We start from the raw sequence: 18,038 nt of genomic DNA on the forward strand, positions 1-18,038 counted from the left end.
ATCAGTCAGCCTTCTTGTCCGGGGCCTTTCCGGCGGGCTTCTTTGGAGCTGGCTTTGCCGCGGCTTTATTTGCTGGAGCCTTCTTTGCGGGCGCCTTCTTGGCAGCTGGCTTTTCTTCAGCGTCGGCTTTTTTTGCGGGCGCCTTCTTGGTCGCTGGCTTCTTGGCCGGAGCTTTCTTCGCAGGAGCCTTTTTGGCCGCTGCCTTTTTCTTTGGAGCGGCCTTCGCCTTTTCGGCTTCGGTTTCGTCGTCTGCTTCGATTGCTGCCTGCAGCTCTTCCTGCGTGACTTCGCGCTCGGTCACGTCAGCCTTGTCGAACAGGAAGTCGACGACCTTGTCTTCGTAAAGCGGCGCGCGCAGCTGGGCTGCGGCCATCGGCTCCTGCTGCACATACTGCATGAAGCGCTCGCGATCCTCTTCGCGGTATTGCTGCGCAGCTTGCTGGATCAGCATCGACATTTCCTGCGAACTGACCTCGACACCGTTTGCCTGACCGATTTCGGACAGCAGCAGGCCAAGACGCACGCGGCGCTCCGCGATAGCCTTGTAATCGTCTTTTTCGTCTTCGATCTGCTTGAGAGCGTCTTCTGGATTTTCGTCCTGAGCCGCTTCCTGCTTAAGCTGCGCCCAAATCTGCTCAAACTCTGCCTCAACCATGGTTTCAGGCACGGCAAAATCATGTCCAGCGGCAAGCTGATCTAGCAGCGCGCGCTTCATCTGAGTGCGCGTCAGACCGGCGGTCTGCTGTTCCAGCTGACCTTTCATGATCTCTTTCAGCTTGTCGATGCTGTCGAGGCCGAGCTGCTTGGCGAACTCATCGTCAATCTTGGTGTCGGTTTCGACCTTAACAGCCTTCACCGTTACATCGAAAGTAGCTTCCTTACCGGCGAGGTGATCGGCCTGGTAATCTTCCGGGAAGGTGACGGTGATGGTTTTTTCATCGCCGGTCTTCACGCCGACGAGCTGCTCTTCAAAACCGGGAATGAAGGTGTTTGAACCCAGCACCAGCGCCGCATCTTCGGCTTTGCCGCCTTCGAATTCCTCATCACCCAGCTTGCCGACGAAATCGATGATCAGTTGGTTTCCGTCAGCAGCCTTCTTGGTCTTGGCCGCATCCTTGTAACTCTTGTTCTGGCCAGCGATGTTCTGGATTGCTTCGTCGATCTGGTCGTCCTTCACCGGGACAACCAGCTTTTCCAGCTTGATGCCATCAATGTCGGGCGCGTCGATTTCTGGGAGCACTTCCAGCTCGACCGTGACTTCCGCGTCCTTGCCTTCTTCGTATCCTTCGCCGAGCGAAATCGACGGCTGCATGGCGGGACGCAGCTTTTCTTCCTGAAGGACAGAATCGACCGATTCGCGGATCGTATCGTTCAGCGTCTGTGCGTGCAGCTGTTCGCCGTGCATTTTCTTGACGAGATTGGCCGGAACCTTGCCCGGGCGGAACCCAGGCATTTTCACCTGCGGCGCGATCTTCTTGATCTCGCTATCCACTTTTGCGCTGATCTCGTCAGCGGTGATGGTGATCAGATAGGCGCGCTTGAGGCCTTCATTGGTGGTCTGCTTGGTCTGCATGAGGTGTACTAGAGCCTTCTTGAGCTTGCATTCGTTTGTAACTGTCGACCTTCGTTCGCGCTCGGTCTGGGCGAGGTATTGGTGCGGGCGAAGGGACTCGAACCCCCACATCTTGCGATACCAGAACCTAAATCTGGCGCGTCTACCAATTTCGCCACGCCCGCTTGCCCAGACGAAGCCGCGCGGGAAACTCGAAAGCCCCCGCGCGCATCTGCGCTGGCCCTCTATCCTTGCTTGCGCAAAAGGGCAAGCGCAGCGGTGATATTGACTGCGGGTGCGTGTGGAACATCTGGGCGCTGTCGTCCGTTAAATGTCCATAAGGACACGCGCGGCGGCGGCAATTACCCTATGCAAACAGCCGCCAGCACAGCGCGCAGTCCAGCCGGCAATCGTCCCTCGATAAAGGAAACCCTGACCATGGCCACCCAGCCCGAACCATCTCCGGACACGATCGAACCTGTCGCTCCGCCAGAATCGCCTCCCGGTCGCACCACCGATCCTTTGCCGGACAGCGCGCCGGATGAAACGCCCGCGCCGATGCCCGACCGCGACAATCCAAGCCAAAATCCGCCCGAGACGCCGGTTCTGCCCGATTGAGCTTGCCCGGAATGAAAGAGGCCAGTATTCGGCGCGCCTTATGACAGACGAAGCAAAAACAGACACTCCGCCCGATCACCTCTCGGTCAATCCGCGCAGCCCTGCCTTCAATGCAGAGGCTTTGCAGCGCGGCGTCGGCATCCGGTTCAAGGACCGCGTCCGCACCGATATTGAGGAATACTCGATCACAGATGGCTGGGTCCGCGTTCAAGCTGGCAAAACCGTTGACCGCAAAGGGCAGCCGCTGACAATCAAGCTGACAGGCCCGGTGGAGGCGTGGTACGAAGACCTCGGCGATAATCCGCCGGTTGCCAAGAAGGACTAAAAGCGGCCCTCGCTTGCCAAGTGGCGGGTAAGGGGCCACTTGCATGGGCGAAATGAAACCTCAGGTCATCATCATCGGACGCCCGAATGTGGGTAAATCGACGCTGTTCAACCGGCTCGTCGGCAAAAAGCTTGCGCTGGTCGATGATCAGCCGGGCGTCACGCGCGACCGCCGTATGGGCGATGCCGACATTGCCGGTCTGGAATTCACGGTGGTCGATACCGCTGGCTGGGAAGACGAGGACGATTACACCCTCCCCGGACGGATGCGTAAACAAACCGAAGCCAGCCTTGAAGGCGCAGATGCGGCGATGTTCGTCGTGGATGCGCGCGCCGGACTGACCCCGCTCGACAATGAAATCGCGCGTTATCTTCGCGAATATGACGTGCCCATCGTGCTCGTCGCGAACAAGGCGGAAGGCTCGTCCGGGGAAAGCGGCGTGTTGGAGGCGTATTCGCTGGGCCTCGGCGAACCTGTGCCGCTCTCTGCCGAACACGGCGAAGGCGTGGCTGACCTGTTTGGCGAACTATGGCCCATTATCGGTGACAAGGCAGACGCCGCCGTGGCCGCAGACGAGGCCGCCGCGCTCGCCGCACTGGAAGACGATGAGGACGCACCGCTCGGCCCGCTGAAACTAGCGATTGTTGGACGGCCGAATGCGGGTAAATCCACACTTATCAACCGTATGCTGGGTGAAGACCGCCTTCTGACCGGACCAGAGGCTGGGATCACCCGCGATTCCATCGCGATCGACTGGACGTGGGATGATCCGAAATCGGGCGAACAACGCGAGATTCGCCTGATCGACACGGCCGGAATGCGCAAAAAGCGCAATGTGACCGAAAAGCTGGAAAAACTTTCCGTCGCCGATGCGCGGCGCGCAGTCGATTTTGCCGAAGTCGTGGTCCTGCTGCTCGATGCGACGCAAGGGCTTGAGCATCAGGATCTGAAAATCGCCAGCCACGTCCTTGAAGAGGGTCGCGCGCTGATGATCGCGATCAACAAGTGGGACATTGCAGGCTCGGTCGGCGAAGAAAGCCCCAGCGGCATTTTCAACGGCATTCGAGGCGCACTTAACGAAGGGCTCGCGCAGGTTCGCGGGCTGCCATTGTTTGCCGTCAGCGCCAAGACGGGCAAAGGTCTGAATGAAATGCTTAGCGCTGCATTCGAAATTCGCGAAAGCTGGTCAAAGCGCGTGCCAACCGCCGCGCTGAACCGGTGGTTCGACGATGCGCTGGAGGCCAATCCGCCGCCCGCACCCGGTGGCCGCCGGATCAAGCTGAGATATATCACACAGGCGAGCACACGCCCGCCGCGCTTTGTCGTGTTCGGCACGCGGCTGGATGATCTTCCCAAAAGCTACGAACGCTATTTGGTGAACGGTATCCGGGCCAAGCTGGGCTTTGACGCTGTTCCCGTGCGCGTAACGCTTAAAAGTCCCAAGAACCCGTACAACGCCAACAAAGGTGGCGGGGGCAATTACAGCGGAGAGCGGTGATGATCGACTTGCTGAGTGCGGCAAACATCGCCAACGAAATTATCGAGCGCACATCGAGCACGCCTGATACCTTGCAGGCGGTGCAATTGAGCCTCGCGCCCGCATTCCTGCTGGTGGGTATTGGCAGCGTCATGAACGTCATGGTTACGCGCCTGAACTGGATTGCAGGCCGAATTGAGCGTCTTTCCGAGCAGGAGGAAAGCGCGAGATCAGCAAAAATCAATCGGGAAATGAGCTGGCTGATCCTGCGACGAAAACTTTCGCGCCGCGCAATCATGCTCGCAACAGCCGCGGCTGTGACGATCAGCATCGTCATCGCGGTTCTGTTTTGCTCGGTCTACATAAAGGCCAAGATCGGGACGCTGGTCGCGTTCTTGTGGGTCATCACAATGAGCCTGCTGATCAGTGCCCTGTTCCACTTCCTGCTCGAAACCCGCCAGGCATCGCGCGGGCCGGACACGAAAAGGCATCGCCGAACGTGAGGTAACAAAAGGGCGGAGCCATCGCTGGCCCCGCCCCCTGTTTTTGTCATTGAAGGTCGATGCCTTATTCGGAAATCTCAACTCCGCGCAGCAGGTAGGTGCCCTGGATTTTGCGGATGTTGTTGTAAAGCTCCAGGACAGTCGTGTTGCTCTGGTCGATGTTGGCTTTTCCGTAAGCTTCGAGGAATGCCATGTAGCGTTCCTTGCTCGGGCCGATCATGGCCGTGTTCGGGAATGTCACGCGCAGAACCATGTTGAAATCGTTCTCGCCATACGGGACACCGTAAATGCCGTAGCTTGAAACGTAGCCGAGTTCTTTCTGGATCTCGTTGGCAGCAACCCACGTGCTTTTCAGCCCTTCGAGATAGGTTTCAAACTGGCCTTCATCGACTTTGACGAATGTCAGTTCGATGACTTCCTCGGACGGTTCGTAATCTTCGTAAACTTCCATCTGTGCCATCGCTGGTGAGGCAACAGTCAGGGATGCTGCGGCGATTGAGCCGAGTATCGTTTTCGTGAAAGCTTTCATAAGTGTGCTCCAAATTTCGAGTGGATTTGCGACCCAATCGAATTGGAAGGTGTACGACCTCTCTGATGAGGCGCGACCCGGCTGTGGTTTCCCCCGTATCACTCTCCCTGAACACATTGCTGACCATAGTGCATGGCGCTGTCAAACACGAAATTTTAACCACTTGTATAAATGCGCCAAAACCCCAGCATCTTGGTGAATAGAGACAAAAAAACGGCCCGCGCTTTTTACGCGAGCCGCCCTTTTTGAGTCGGTTTGAGCGCTTATTCCTCGCCCGCAGCCTTGCTTTGTAGCTGGACGTAGTTTTCCAGCCCCATATTTTTGATCATGTCGAACTGCGTTTCGAGGAAATCGACGTGCTCTTCCTCATTGGTGAGGATGCCGGAAAACAGGTCGCGGCTAACATAGTCGCGGGCGCTATCGCTGTATTCCACTGCTTCGCGAAGCAGCGGGATGGCATCTTCTTCGAGCGCCATATCCGCTTTCAGAATTTCCTCGACCGTTTCGCCGACGCGCAGATTGTGGATCGCCTGAAAATTTGGAAGGCCATTCAAAAACAGCACACGCGCAGCCAGTTTGTCGGCGTGCTCCATTTCCTCAATGGATTCCTTGCGCTCATACTCGGCAAGCTTCGTCACGCCCCAATCATCCAGCACGCGGTAATGCAGCCAGTACTGGTTGATGGCGGTCAGCTCATTCGTCAGAGCCTTATTTAGGAATTCGATTACTTTCGGATCGCCCTTCATGGCGGTTCGTTCCTTTGCATGGGCCATGTGGATGCACGGCGCAATGAGTGAATGTGTGTGCTCTATATGCGCACATTCTCACCATTCAGCAAGGGGGCGAACGCAAATTTATCCTTATGAATCAGGTATTTGCGATCCGTTCGCAGTAGCGCGTGCGCTGTTTAGATTGCGACGTTTTCGCAAGAAGACAGCGCGCGTTCCTGGGCGATAATTTTCCCAGCCTTTGCAAGACATTGGCCGCAATTGGGCCGCTTACCCAAAGTCGCATAGGTCGCCTCGGCATCGCCGCCATGGCCCAAAGCTGCGACACGAAGGTCGGTTTCACGGATCGCGTTGCAAATGCAGATATACATATGGGTTAAGAATCACTCCTGCGAAGCGTTTGCAAAACCAAGATATGCGAATTATTCGCAATAGCAAGCCTTAGGCGGCAATTTTCTGTGCAGCCTGTGCGCCAGTCAGATACGTCACCGCTTCAGCGGAAACATCTTGCCATAGGTCAGGCACCGCCAGAGCCATTCCAGCGGGCCATAGCGGAACCGATCGAGCCATGGCTTGGACCAGGCAAGCATCGCTATCCACGCCAATAGCGTGACAACATACAACATCGGTCGATTAAGCTCGCCAAACAGGCCCAGCCCCCAACCATGGAACACAGCCACCATCACAATCGACGTTCCAAGGTAATTGGTGAACGCCGCGCGTCCTGCCGCCCGAATCCGCTCGGACAACCAGCCGCTCCACCCGGGCGAATATTCGACCATCAGGGCCGCGAGGCCCAGCACCATCATCAGCTGGGGGATCGGGCTCCACCCGACAAAGGCCGCCAGCATCGCATAATACCCGAAATCGGCGCTTTTCAGAAATAGTCCCAGCCCAAATGTGAGGGCCGCGCCGCCAATCACGCCGATCCAGCCCCAGCGCCGCATCTTCTCAGATGAGAAACCCCCGCTGAAGAACCCAAACCGGTAGAGTGCAACGCCGAGAAACATCAGCGGCAGCGATTCAAGGCTGAAGAAAAATACGTTCCCGATCGGATCCGCCCAGTGTTCGCTGATCCGGTGTTGAATCAGACCGGCAAAGTCACCTGAGATTTTATAGGCAGTCTCGATCTCTCCATCCGCAATCGCCGCGTCTTGCGCCTCGATCATACTGGCCTTTGTCTCTGCCATAGAACTCTGGTCGCCAAAGGATGTTTCAGCAATGGCATAGGGGAAAGTCAGCACCGCTGCGTAAAGGAGCGCGCCGACGATATAGGCGATTAGCCCTGTGATGAATTGCGTCTTCGCGCTCCAGCGCAGGCAGGGAACCACGGCAAAGCCGATCAGCGCGTAATACAGCAGGATATCGCCCATCCAGATGACGAAGAAGTGCAGCAGGCCAAACATCAAGAGAACGGCCAGCCGCCACATCTGACGCCAGCGTGTGCCGCCCCGCGCCCATGTGCGCTCCATAAACAGGTAAATCCCTGCCCCGAACAGCAGCGTGAACAGGCCGCGCATCTTGTTATCGATGATGACGAATTGCGCGATCAGCAGCCAGTCAGACGCAGCCCCGTGCTCGGTCAGAAACGCTTGCGGATACATGTAAGCGGCAAATGGCTGGCCAAACGCGACGATATTTGCCGCCAAGATACCCATGACGGCAATACCGCGAATGAAATCCAGACTGGAAATACGCTCTGCACCGGATACCGGCGCGTGCGCGGACGGCGCGGCTGCTGGTGCTGCTGGCTGAATAACCGCTTCGTTCATTGTTGATCCCCCACACGATCTTTCACGCGATGGTAGCATGAGAGCGATGGGGGGAAAGGATTATATGCGCAGTAGCCGATCACTTGTTCGTGACGAGGCAGGTCTGCCCTTCACGTTTCAGCGCGGCGCATGCTGTTTTCGCAGCATCAAGGCTCTCAAAACCGTACGCTTGAAGCCGGGTTACGCGCCCGGTCGGGATGAGTTTCCGGCTTGTCCCTGCAAGGGCATAATTACCGGAAAGCTTGGCCCACAAACGTTCTGCATTGCCGTCTACCGCAAAAGCGCCGAGCTGGACGCGCCATTCGCTCACGTTTTTACCAGCGGGTTTTGGTGCGGGATTGGGTGCAGGTTTCGAATAGGCGACGGGCGATGCCGCAGCCGGAATGCTGGCGCTAGTCGTTGCGAACATAGAAGGAGCGGCCGGCGCTGCCGGCAGTGCAGCAACCTTAACCCCCAAATCGCTGGTAGGCCGGCTGCGCAGCGCAAGCTCGGCCGCCGCGAGGTCTGCTGCGCGGCGCTGGTTGGCTGAATTTTCGATCTGGCGGGCAAGGGTCTGCGCGGTTTCGCGGGTCTGGGCAGAGATATACTCATCCATCTGCGCGCGCGCAGACGCCGCCTGGGGCAGCCCGGCAGAATGCGCCAGCGTGATAAAGGCATAGGCACGTGTCCAATCCTTTTCGGCATGATCGGCGTTGAAATGCGACAGGCCAAGCACGTATTGCGCGCGCGGATCACCGCGTTCGGCGGCTGACTTGATAAGCGGCATTGCGGCCTCCCGCTCGCCCTGCTGGAACAGCAACAGACCGTAATTGTCTGCCGCCTTTACATGCCCTGCATCTGCTGCCTGCGCATACAATTCGCGCGCCCTGCGAATATCGGCGGTCACGCCCCGGCCCAACCGGTAAGCCTGCGCAAGGTTGAACAGCGCATCGGCATTGCCAGCCTCAGCCGGACCATTCCATTCGCTGACGGCGCGCTGATAATCGCCCGCGCTCCACGCATCCACGCCTTCCTTGACGTCTGCCTGAGCCGGGATGGCAATCACCGCACATAAAGCTGCCGAAGCATAAAGAATTGAACGAGCCATAATCTCGGTTTCCCTCTTGCCCGGCCCGCCAAACCGAGACGGGCCTGATCCCGAAAGCAGCGGGATCGCGTTGAAACTGAGCAGGGGAAATACGCGCTTATGGTTAGCAAATGGTTTAGTGACGCCCTCTTCAGGCGCGCGAGCAATCAATGGCTCACAATACCGACGTCTTTGCGTGAACTGACAGCATCCGCTCTTGCGCAGGCGAAATCGCCTTCAAACCCTTTGGCTTCCTCAACGCGAAGGCAAGGAAAACGCCGCCTCATTAACCCAAAATTAGGGGTATACTGCGATCCCATGGTCATCCAGCCGCGATTGGGCGGCGACATGGTTCAATTCAGGGGGACCCAGGCGTTGCGTGTACTTGCTTTGGCATCGCAGAAAGGCGGATCGGGGAAAACGACCCTTTCCGGACATCTGGCCGTCCAGGCCCAGCGCGCAGGCGCTGGCCCGGTCGTACTTATCGACATTGACCCTCAGGGATCACTAGCCGATTGGTGGAACGAGCGTGAAGCGGAATATCCCGCCTTTGCCCAAACCACCGTTTCGCGTTTGGCAAACGACCTAGCGGTTCTGCGTCAACAGGGTTTCAAGCTGGCCGTGATCGACACGCCGCCAGCCATTACAATGGCCATTCAATCGGTCATTGCCGTTGCCGAACTCATCGTGGTTCCGACCCGCCCCAGCCCGCATGATCTGCGCGCTGTTGGTGCAACAGTCGACCTGTGCGAGCGCGCTGGAAAGCCGCTGGTTTTTGTCGTCAACGCAGCAACTCCTAAAGCAAAGATCACATCTGAAGCAGCCGTTGCGCTGTCGCAGCACGGCACGGTTGCACCTATAACCCTCCACCACCGCACGGACTTTGCAGCATCGATGATCGATGGCCGCACCGTCATGGAAGTGGAGCCGGATGGCCGCAGCGCTGCAGAGATTACCGCGCTTTGGAAGTATATTTCGGATCGTCTCGAGAAAAATTTCCGCCGCACCATCTTTGCCGCTGCACCGGGCGGAGGTCAGCCGCAGGCTGTCAACGCAGGACGTCCCCAAGGCGGCTTCGGTCGCCGGGTCGCTCAGTAAAAGGCGGGTTGCGCGATGTCAGAAGCCAGCTTCGCCTCGCTGAATCCAGCACTGCTTGCCCGCAAGGGCGGAGCAAAACCCGCAATGCGTCCGCAACTGGCGCCCTTGCCGCAGGATCCCGCCGCAATGGCCGCTCTTGCCGACGAACAGCTCGAAGACCTTGGCTGGAATGACATGGGTCAGGATAATGAAATGCCTGCCCTGCCCGACGGTGTCGGCAGTGCCGATATTGTCTCGATTGTCAGCAAAGCTGCTAACGAAAGCATCACAGTTCCCAAGCGCCCGGCAATTCGCCGTCAGCAAAACGAACTGTCAGAGCGTCTTTCCGAACATGCGCCCGCACAGGCCGAGCCGAGCAAGATCGACGAACAGATCGTGAAATCCGCCAAAATAGCGAAACGGGCCCGCCAGGCAGCAAAACCTGCTGTAGCGCCCAGCAAATGCTCAAAACGGGCCGCATTCACATTAAGGTTGGATACCGAACGCCACCTTAAGTTACGTCTTGCCTCGACAATGCGCGGGATCAGCGCGCAGGCACTGGTCACCGAAGCACTCGACACAATGCTCGAGCAATTTGAAGAACTTGACGCGCTTGCAGCACGCATGTCGCTCAACAACGGCGCCGTGCCGCTTAAATAAGCATCACCACACAGGGAAATTTGGACAATGGTCGGTAAAACGGATCGCATCACTAAAGGTCGCATCAGCGCCCCCAAGATTGGCCTGATCATGACAACGGCGCTCGCCAGCGTCGCTTTGTCCGGGTGTTCAACCAACGCTGCGGCTCCGGCTGCAACCTCCTTTGCAAAGGCGCAAAGCGCGCTTGAAAAGGGTCAGGTCAACAAAGCGATCACCTATGCAGAGGCCGCCGTTTTGGCAGAGCCTCGCAATTCCAGTTTCCGCGCCATGCTGGGCGCAGCCTATCTCGAAGCAGGCCGTTTCAATTCGGCAGCAACCAGCTTTGACGACGCGCTTGAGCTGGGCGACGAGGATCCGCGCACAGTATTGAGCTATGCTTTGGCCAAGACGGCGCTGGGCGACCACGGGTCGGCGCTTGCAATGCTGAATGAATGGGAAGGCGCGATCAATCCTGCCGACATGGGCCTAGCAATTGCGCTGGCCGGTCAGCCGGAACGCGGCGTGCACATCCTTACCAATACGCTGCGCGGCGGACAGAACACGGCCAAGGTTCGCCAGAATCTCGCCTACACCTATGCGCTCGCCGGAAACTGGCGCGCCGCGCGGGTGATGGCTGCCGAAGATGTTCCTGCAAACGAGCTTGACGCACGCATTTCGGACTGGGCAGCCAATGCCAAACCCGAAGATTATCAGGTTCGCGTTGCCGGGCTGCTGAACGTCCGCCCGACCAGCGATGGCGGCCAGCCAAGGTATCTTGCGCTGTCGAACTTCCCCAGCCAGCAAATGATGGTGGCCGAAGCCGCAGACCAGGCACCGGTCGAAGTTGCAGCTGCACCTTCCGAAACGGAAGCTCTCGCGTTTGGAGCGACTACCGAACCAGCAGCACCAAGGGTTGCAGTCGCCGAAGTGACTGACGCTCCCGCAGCTGCCAAGCCTGCAGCAAAACCGGCGATGCGCTACATTTCAAAAGCGGTTGTTCAGGACATCCCGGCGAAAGCCGCGTCCAAGCCTGCGCCAAAGCGTGTTGTCAAAGCCGCATCGCAGCGCCGCATGGCGGTTGCCACCGGCAAAGCGGCAACACACCTTGTCCAGCTCGGCAGCTTTGACAGCCGCGCTGTCGCCGAGGCGAAGTGGAACGAATTCAAAGCCCAATTCCCGCAGCTTAAAGGGCGCGACTCGGTCATTACCGAAGCCGTCGTGAACGGGCAGACTTATTTCCGCCTTGCTGCGGCCGGTTTCGGCCAGTCGAGCGCGAACCAGATGTGTTCAGCGGTCAAATCGTCAGTCGCTGGCTGTTTTTCTTACGCAGCGGCAACTCCGCCAGCGGGCGCTGTGAAGCAGGTCGTACGGGTTGCCGCACGCACTCGCTAAAGCGGCCCGAATTTCTTACGCGAAAAGCCCCCGGATCTGACCTCCGGGGGCTTTTTCTTTGCCCGGTGATAGCGGGTGTAGTCAGAGGGCAACGCCGCCTTTAATCAGTGCCGTCACTCTTCCCTGCGTGCCCTGCCGATCAAACGGGGTGTTGTCTGCGCTCGATTCCATCTTGGTCCGGTCCACAAACCACGGGGCCTCAGGATCGATGACGGCAATATCTGCCTCATATCCCTCAGCCAGAGCGCCCGCTTTCACGCCAAGCAACCTTGCCGGATTGCCTGCCAGCAGCTCAAACACGCGGGTTTCGTTAATCACACCGTCGCGCACCAGTCCCAACGCTATCGCAAGTACCGTCTCCGCCCCGGCCATTCCCGGGTCAGCATCGGCAAAGGGCAACCGCTTGCCTTCCGCACCGCACGGGTCGTGCCCGCTCGATATCGCATCGACAGTGCCGTCTGCAATCGCGGCCAAAGCGGCCTGCCGGTCTGCCTCGCAGCGCAGCGGAGGCGAAAGCCGGGTAAAGGTCCGAAAATCGGCGGTTGCGAGGTCTGAAAGCATGAAATGCGCAGGGGTAATTCCGCAGGTGACGCTAACGCCGCGCGCTTTGGCCGCGCGCACCAGATCGAAACCGCGAGCGGTCGTGACTTGGCGGAAATGCACCCGCGCACCGCTCATCTCAGCGAGCGCGATATCGCGCGCAAGTGCCAGCGCTTCCGCTTCGGCAGGTGCACTTGGCAGACCAAGCCGCGTTGCGATCTCACCCGCCGTCGCAGCCGCTCCTGCGCTCAAACCGCAATCCTCCGGGTGCGCGACCACGATCAGGTCAAGCATCGCCGCATATTGCAGCAGTCGCAGCATCACCCCGCTATCGGCGATCCATCCGCGACCGGTTGCAACGCCGCGCGCGCCAGCATCCTTCATCAGTGCGATTTCGGCAAGCTGGCTGCCCTCCAGCCCGCGCGTTGCCGCAGCCAGCGGGTGGACCCACAAATCCGGCTTACCGCTCTTCGCGATGTAATTGACCCGGCTCGGGTAATCGAGCGGCGGGGATTGGTCAGGCATCAAGGCGGCGCGTGTGATCCCGCCAAAGCGAAAGGCAGGTTTGTCGATGGCAAACACGCCGAGATCGACGAGGCCGGGTGCAACCAGTTTACCCTTGGCATCCAGAACTTCATCGCCGTCTTTGGGCGCAGTAGCGGCGCCAATGCTGGTGATAATTCCGTCTTCGAGCCTGATTGCACCGTCGATCAGGCCGCCGGGCGTGACCAACCTGCCGCCGGTGATGGTAAGCGCGCGCATCTGTTTCATGCCCAGCCCTCCACACCGCGCGCGGGCCGGGTCAGGATGTCGAGACACGCCATGCGGATCGCGACGCCCATTTCCACTTGCTGGGTGATGATTGAACGGTCGATCATGTCAGCGACTTCGCTATCGATTTCGACCCCTCGATTCATGGGGCCGGGATGCATGACGATGGCATCCTTGGCTGCATGTTCGAGACGCGCGCGGGTAAGGCCATAGAGATGATGATACTCCCTTTCGGAAGGGATGAACTGGCCCGTCATCCGCTCTGATTGGAGGCGCAGCATCATCACCACATCCGACCCTTCGAGAGCAGAATCAAAATTGTGAAAGGGCGTAACGCCCAGCGCCTCAATCCCGGCAGGCATCAATGCTGGTGGCGCGCAGACGCGGACACTGGCCCCCATCGCCTGTAGACATAGCATGTTGGAGCGCGCCACGCGGCTGTGCAGGATATCGCCGCAGATGGTGATAGTCAGTCCGGTGAAATCGTCGCCGCTGGCACCGCGCTCTTGCAGTTTGTGCCGCAGTGCCAGCGCATCAAGCAGAGCCTGCGTTGGGTGTTCGTGGCTGCCATCGCCTGCGTTAAGCACTGGGCAATCAACCTTGTCCGCGATCAGCTGCGTCGCGCCGCTTGATCCGTGCCGGATAACAATCGCATCGGCGCGCATGGCGTTCAGGGTGATCGCGGTGTCGATCAGGGTTTCCCCCTTTTTCACCGAACTTTGCGCTGCGTGCATATTAACGACGTCTGCGCCAAGCCGCTTGCCAGCGATTTCAAAGCTGAGCAGCGTCCGCGTCGAGTTTTCGAAGAAGGCGTTGATGATCGTCAAACCGCCCAGCAGCCCTGCGTGCTTGGCGCTTTGCCGGTTGAGTTTCACCCATTGCTCGGCCTGATCGAGCAGATAGAGGATTTCATGGCGCTCAAGCTGGCCGATGCCGGTCAGGTTGCGATGCGGAAAGGCAAGCTGGCCCGCCGGAAAGCGGCCGTGCGTTTGCGAAGTTTCTAACCCTGTCATTAAAGCCAAGCCTTTAGGGCGCATGGCACCATCCTGCAATGCCCCAGATGATGCGGCGAGCGACGCAGCGAAGGCCGTACCCCCCGTGATTGGTCGAGCGATATCGGCTGCCCGGCTGATTGCTTGCACTCTTCTCAATGGAAATTGCCGGAATTCCTACCTAGGTAGGGATCAGGGGCTAACCGCGCACCGCCTCGCGCGGCGAAAAGGAACACGCATCACATGAATTTTGTCGGCAAAGTCTGGAAATTGATGGTCGGGATAAAGGACGCCTTGGTCCTTTTGTTCATGCTGCTGTTCTTCCTCGCGCTCTTCAGTCTGCTTTCAGCCGCTCCCAATCCTGGGCAGGTGCGCGACGGTGCACTTTATATGGATCTGTCCGGCTATGTCGTCGAGGAACGCTCTGCGGTCGATCCGTTCGCGGTTCTGCTGGCTGGCGAAGCCCCTGCCGTCGAACATCAGGCCCGCGATCTCGTCCGCGCATTGGATGCTGCCGCCAGCGATGACCGGATCAAGGCAGTCGTGCTCGACCTCACCACATTCATCGGCGGCGGACAGGTCCACCTGCAGGAAGTCGGCGAAGCGATGGACCGTGTGCGAAAGGCCGAAAAGCCGGTTTTCACCTACGCGCTCGCTTACGGCGATGACCATATGCACCTTGCCGCTCATGCGAGCGAGGTTTGGGCTGATCCGCTGGGCGGCGCGCTGATCGCCGGTCCGGGCGGCACCAACCTTTACTATGCCGACCTGCTTGATCGGCTGAACGTCAATGCGCGCATTTATCGCGTGGGCACTTTCAAAGCAGCGGTCGAGCCGTATTCGCGCAATTCCATGTCTGCCGAAGCGCGCGAGAACATTGGCGCGCTTTATGGCGCGCTATGGGAGGAATGGCAGGCCAATGTGAAAAAAGCCCGCCCCGCGATCCAGCTGGACCGCGTAACCAGCGATCCCGTTGCATGGATCGAGGCAAGCTCGGGCGATCTCGCGCAGGCCGCGCTGGAAGCGGGATTGATCGACCGTTTGGGCGACAGCACCGAGTTCGGAAACCGCGTTGCCGAAGTGTCAGGACAAGACAGCTGGGATGAGGCGCCGGGTGCATACGCCAAGAGCGATCTCGCCCCGTATCTCGCCGACACAGCGCCGTCGTCCGGCGGCAAGTCCATCGGTGTGATCACCGTGGCGGGCACCATCGTGGACGGCGAAGCAGGTCCTGGCACAGCAGGCGGGACGCGCATTGCCGATTTGCTGGACGAGGCACTGGATGATGATCTTGCCGCGCTTGTCGTGCGGGTGGATTCGCCCGGCGGTTCGGTAACCGCGTCGGAAGAAATCCGCCGTGCGATCGAACGCTACCGCGCAAGGGACATCCCGGTGGCAATCTCCTTTGCCAATGTCGCTGCCAGCGGCGGATACTGGGTAGCGACCGCAGGCGACCGCATTTTCGCGCAGCCCGAAACGATAACCGGATCAATCGGCGTATTTGCGGTCTTGCCCACATTCGAAGATGCAATCGGCGAGATTGGCGTAACCGCCGACGGTTTCCGCACCACGCCGCTATCCGGGCAGCCCGACATCATTGGCGGCCTCTCGCCAGAAATGGACGCGATCCTGCAGGCATCCGTCACCGATACCTACAGCGATTTCCTTGATCGGGTCAGCGACGCACGCGGCAAACCAGCAGCCCAGATCGATGCTATCGCACAAGGTCGTGTGTGGGACGGCGGATCGGCCCGCCAGCTTGGCCTTGTCGATCAGTTTGGCGGGCTTGATGCCGCGCTGGATTGGGCGGCAAGCGAAGCCGGGTTGGAAGACGATGGCTGGAGCCCGCGCTTCCTCGGCGCGCAGCAGGCCAATTACGATTCGCTCATCAGGCAGATGCTGGGCGGATCGACGGCACAGCCCCAGCAGTCAGGCGCAGCAGATCTGTTCGCAAGAGCCGCCCAGCAGCGCGAGGTCACGCTTTCACGCATCATGAGCGATGCCGAAAGGCTAAGCGGCGCGCGCGGTATTCAGGCCTATTGTCTGGAATGCCCGGTCCATACCCCGCCCACTCGCACGAGGAGCGCAGCAAGTCTGATCGAGGTCTTCAAGGCTCTCGTTGCAAAGTAACGCTGTGACGGCGCTGTCCCCCCTTGCATTGACCTGACCGCCGCAGTAGACGCGCGCCCCTGCCCTTGCAGTATGAGCAAGCGAGCGGGCGCGTAGCTCAGTGGTAGAGCACACCCTTCACACGGGTGGGGTCGCAAGTTCAATCCTTGCCGCGCCCACCATCTTTTCAATGACTTAGAAGAGATGGCCCGCTTTTCCATGAAAAAAACATGAAAAACTTGGGTGGACATCCGCGAACATCAGCGGTGCTTTTCGGATCTTGATCTTGCGGCCCTTGGCTGAGCCGGTTTCATCCGATTCAAGCACCGATCCAACAAGTTACCCCTTTTTCACGTTTCGCTGGCAGGTCTGAGCGCCAAAGAGCGAGAAGAATGATGTCATTTCACCGACCTATCCTACCCGGCAAGGCAATCGAACTTGTCAAAGCCCGCAATTTGGATGCCCCCGAAAAGCTCTTGGCCGATTACGCGGCCGCTGGGCTGATCAAGACTTATGCGCTGATGCGCGAAATACGGCCCGCGGGTGGGCCGACGAAGACAGTCAGGGATGCCCAGATTCCACCAGAGGAATGGGCCCGTATCGTTGCCTCAGATAAAATCATGGCAGCTTTGAACGGTGGCACAGTTCAACTGGAGGGGGCTAAGCTGCCCGGGGGATTACCGACAATCCAGATAACCGGTATAAGCTTCTCCGAAGCTTCGCTGACCAAGATACTAGATCGCTATTGCGCGGATCCGTCCGTTTGCAGGTCAGCTCCCCCGCCTAAGTCAAGTCCGACAACTCAGGAGAAGGCCCATGAACCATCTCCTGAGGATCAGAAACGGACTCAAGACGCAGCGTCTCCAATTAAGGCAGGGGCCCTAACGGCGTCAATTGCACAGACCATGCAAGCCACGGGGTTGGGTCGCACCAAGGTAGATCAATTGATGCGGAAAGGCGACCTCGTCAGAACTAAAGTCGGCTCCCGTTCGCTTATTACAGTTGAAAGCATAGAGCGCTTGGTCGGAGCGAAAGTCGCCAGATAACAATGTGCCGATTGGCGGTCGAAAGCACCCTCCCCGCAGCTGCCATAACAGTCGACTACTATGTCCGCTAAGCGCCCTCATGTCGGTCGTAGCAATCCAGATTCTTAGTTCCTGAAAGCGGACATTCTTCTCGGCCATTCTGGCCAAGGAGAATGAAAATGACTTACTCACAATTTGATCCGGCAGCACAAAGCCGCGTGCCATGGAACTTCGGTGCCAAGATCGGACCAAAGCACCCATTCAATCAAAAGCAGATCTGGGCAATCCGGTTCTTTCTCGATCGCGAGGAGCGCGTTCGGGACCGAGCGCTGTTCGACCTAGCGATCGATAGCAAGTTACGAGGCTGTGATCTCGTCGAGTTGAAGATCGGCGATCTGGTCAGTGGACCAGAAATCAGGACACGTGCGACGATCACGCAGCGCAAGACAGGACGCCCCGTTCAGTTCGAGATTGCGGCAGACGCGCGTGCAAGCATGTTTGCCTGGCTGGAACTCAGAGGTGGTGACGTCGAGGACTTCGTCTTCCCGAGCCGAGTTGATCCCGTTCGTCACTTGAGCACACGCCAATATGCTCGATTGGTTGATGAGTGGGTCGAAGCGATTGGCTTGCGGCCAGAAGAGTATGGGCCCCACTCACTTCGCCGGACCAAAGCCTCGATCATATACAAAGCGACCGGCAACATCAGGGCGATCCAAGTCTTGCTCGGACATTCGAAGATTGAGAACACAGTTCGCTACCTCGGCGTGGACATTGAGGATGCCCTCACCCTTGCAGAGAAGACAGAAATCTGACGTTCAGGCGGTCGCTTGGGCATCCTGAGCGACCGCTATCAGCTTTCTTGTATCTTAAAGGCTGGAGTGAAAGCGGACATTTAGCGCGTAGTCTCAACGTTCTCGATGGAC

General features: G+C 58.6%; 17 protein-coding genes and 2 tRNA genes. 10 read left to right on the forward strand and 9 right to left on the reverse strand.

The window, feature by feature from the left end:
* Position 1: 1 nt before the first annotated feature.
* Together tig and ACGHU1_RS10360 are read right to left on the reverse strand one after the other, a co-directional pair.
* Positions 2-1,573 carry a trigger factor gene (gene tig, locus ACGHU1_RS10355; RefSeq protein WP_390586572.1) on the reverse strand — a complete coding sequence of 524 codons (1,572 nt, stop codon included), beginning with the start codon at positions 1,571-1,573 and terminating at the stop codon, positions 2-4.
* A 79-nt stretch (positions 1,574-1,652) separates the two neighbouring features.
* Positions 1,653-1,737: transfer RNA gene (locus tag ACGHU1_RS10360), tRNA-Leu, on the reverse strand.
* A gap of 253 nt (positions 1,738-1,990) precedes the next feature.
* On the opposite strand from ACGHU1_RS10360, the gene ACGHU1_RS10365 reads away from it, so the two are divergent.
* The 4 genes from ACGHU1_RS10365 to ACGHU1_RS10380 are packed head-to-tail and all read left to right on the forward strand — an operon-like array spanning position 1,991 to position 4,475.
* The gene (locus ACGHU1_RS10365) at positions 1,991-2,170 is read left to right on the forward strand and encodes a hypothetical protein (RefSeq protein ID WP_390586574.1); all 180 of its coding nucleotides are present in this window, start codon (positions 1,991-1,993) and stop codon (positions 2,168-2,170) included.
* A 40-nt stretch (positions 2,171-2,210) separates the two neighbouring features.
* On the forward strand, positions 2,211-2,495 hold the full coding sequence (locus ACGHU1_RS10370) for a DUF3297 family protein (protein WP_390586577.1): 285 nt from the start codon (positions 2,211-2,213) through the stop codon (positions 2,493-2,495).
* Between the two features lie 52 nt (positions 2,496-2,547).
* Positions 2,548-3,993, forward strand: coding sequence for a ribosome biogenesis GTPase Der (der, locus tag ACGHU1_RS10375; protein ID WP_390586633.1), 1,446 nt, complete (start codon positions 2,548-2,550; stop codon positions 3,991-3,993).
* Entirely contained in the window at positions 3,993-4,475 is a 483-nt protein-coding gene (locus ACGHU1_RS10380; protein WP_390586579.1) for a DUF2721 domain-containing protein, read from the forward strand. The genes der and ACGHU1_RS10380 overlap by 1 nt, the downstream gene beginning before the upstream one ends.
* A gap of 64 nt (positions 4,476-4,539) precedes the next feature.
* On the opposite strand, the gene ACGHU1_RS10385 is transcribed toward ACGHU1_RS10380, so the two are convergent.
* From ACGHU1_RS10385 to ACGHU1_RS10405, 5 genes are all read right to left on the reverse strand, one after another.
* Positions 4,540-5,004, reverse strand: coding sequence for a hypothetical protein (locus tag ACGHU1_RS10385; protein ID WP_390586581.1), 465 nt, complete (start codon positions 5,002-5,004; stop codon positions 4,540-4,542).
* Positions 5,005-5,267: 263 nt separating this feature from the next.
* The gene (gene bfr, locus ACGHU1_RS10390) at positions 5,268-5,750 is read right to left on the reverse strand and encodes a bacterioferritin (RefSeq protein WP_390586583.1); all 483 of its coding nucleotides are present in this window, start codon (positions 5,748-5,750) and stop codon (positions 5,268-5,270) included.
* 161 nt (positions 5,751-5,911) lie between these two features.
* Positions 5,912-6,103, reverse strand: a complete 192-nt coding sequence (locus ACGHU1_RS10395; RefSeq protein WP_390586585.1) for a bacterioferritin-associated ferredoxin — start codon at positions 6,101-6,103, stop codon at positions 5,912-5,914.
* Positions 6,104-6,217: 114 nt separating this feature from the next.
* Positions 6,218-7,504, reverse strand: a complete 1,287-nt coding sequence (locus tag ACGHU1_RS10400; RefSeq protein ID WP_390586587.1) for a DUF418 domain-containing protein — start codon at positions 7,502-7,504, stop codon at positions 6,218-6,220.
* 79 nt (positions 7,505-7,583) lie between these two features.
* Positions 7,584-8,591 (reverse strand): SPOR domain-containing protein, encoded by a 1,008-nt coding sequence (locus tag ACGHU1_RS10405; protein WP_390586590.1) that lies wholly within the window; start codon positions 8,589-8,591, stop codon positions 7,584-7,586.
* A gap of 354 nt (positions 8,592-8,945) precedes the next feature.
* Between ACGHU1_RS10405 and ACGHU1_RS10410 the strand changes: the two genes are divergently transcribed.
* The 3 genes from ACGHU1_RS10410 to ACGHU1_RS10420 are packed head-to-tail and all read left to right on the forward strand — an operon-like array spanning position 8,946 to position 11,678.
* Positions 8,946-9,668, forward strand: a complete 723-nt coding sequence (locus ACGHU1_RS10410) for an AAA family ATPase (RefSeq protein ID WP_390586593.1) — start codon at positions 8,946-8,948, stop codon at positions 9,666-9,668.
* A gap of 15 nt (positions 9,669-9,683) precedes the next feature.
* A complete protein-coding gene (locus ACGHU1_RS10415) occupies positions 9,684-10,307 on the forward strand; it encodes a hypothetical protein (protein WP_390586596.1) in 624 nt (207 codons plus the stop codon).
* A 27-nt stretch (positions 10,308-10,334) separates the two neighbouring features.
* Entirely contained in the window at positions 10,335-11,678 is a 1,344-nt protein-coding gene (locus ACGHU1_RS10420; RefSeq protein WP_390586598.1) for a tetratricopeptide repeat protein, read from the forward strand.
* An 81-nt stretch (positions 11,679-11,759) separates the two neighbouring features.
* Here ACGHU1_RS10420 and ACGHU1_RS10425 read toward each other — a convergent pair whose 3' ends face one another.
* Both ACGHU1_RS10425 and ACGHU1_RS10430 read right to left on the reverse strand, forming a co-directional pair.
* Entirely contained in the window at positions 11,760-12,989 is a 1,230-nt protein-coding gene (locus tag ACGHU1_RS10425) for a dihydroorotase family protein (protein ID WP_390586601.1), read from the reverse strand.
* Entirely contained in the window at positions 12,986-14,002 is a 1,017-nt protein-coding gene (locus tag ACGHU1_RS10430) for an aspartate carbamoyltransferase catalytic subunit (RefSeq protein WP_390586604.1), read from the reverse strand. The genes ACGHU1_RS10425 and ACGHU1_RS10430 overlap by 4 nt, the downstream gene beginning before the upstream one ends.
* Positions 14,003-14,224: 222 nt before the next feature.
* On the opposite strand from ACGHU1_RS10430, the gene sppA reads away from it, so the two are divergent.
* The 3 genes from sppA to ACGHU1_RS10445 all read left to right on the forward strand — a co-directional run bounded on the left by sppA (position 14,225) and on the right by ACGHU1_RS10445 (position 17,927).
* Positions 14,225-16,111, forward strand: coding sequence for a signal peptide peptidase SppA (gene sppA / locus ACGHU1_RS10435; protein WP_390586606.1), 1,887 nt, complete (start codon positions 14,225-14,227; stop codon positions 16,109-16,111).
* A gap of 86 nt (positions 16,112-16,197) precedes the next feature.
* Positions 16,198-16,272 (forward strand) — tRNA-Val (locus tag ACGHU1_RS10440).
* A gap of 1,022 nt (positions 16,273-17,294) precedes the next feature.
* The gene (locus ACGHU1_RS10445; RefSeq protein WP_390586608.1) at positions 17,295-17,927 is read left to right on the forward strand and encodes a tyrosine-type recombinase/integrase; all 633 of its coding nucleotides are present in this window, start codon (positions 17,295-17,297) and stop codon (positions 17,925-17,927) included.
* The last annotated feature ends 111 nt before the right edge of the window (positions 17,928-18,038 follow it).

Source organism: Erythrobacter sp. MTPC3, from assembly GCF_042854385.1.
GTDB lineage: Bacteria > Pseudomonadota > Alphaproteobacteria > Sphingomonadales > Sphingomonadaceae > Erythrobacter.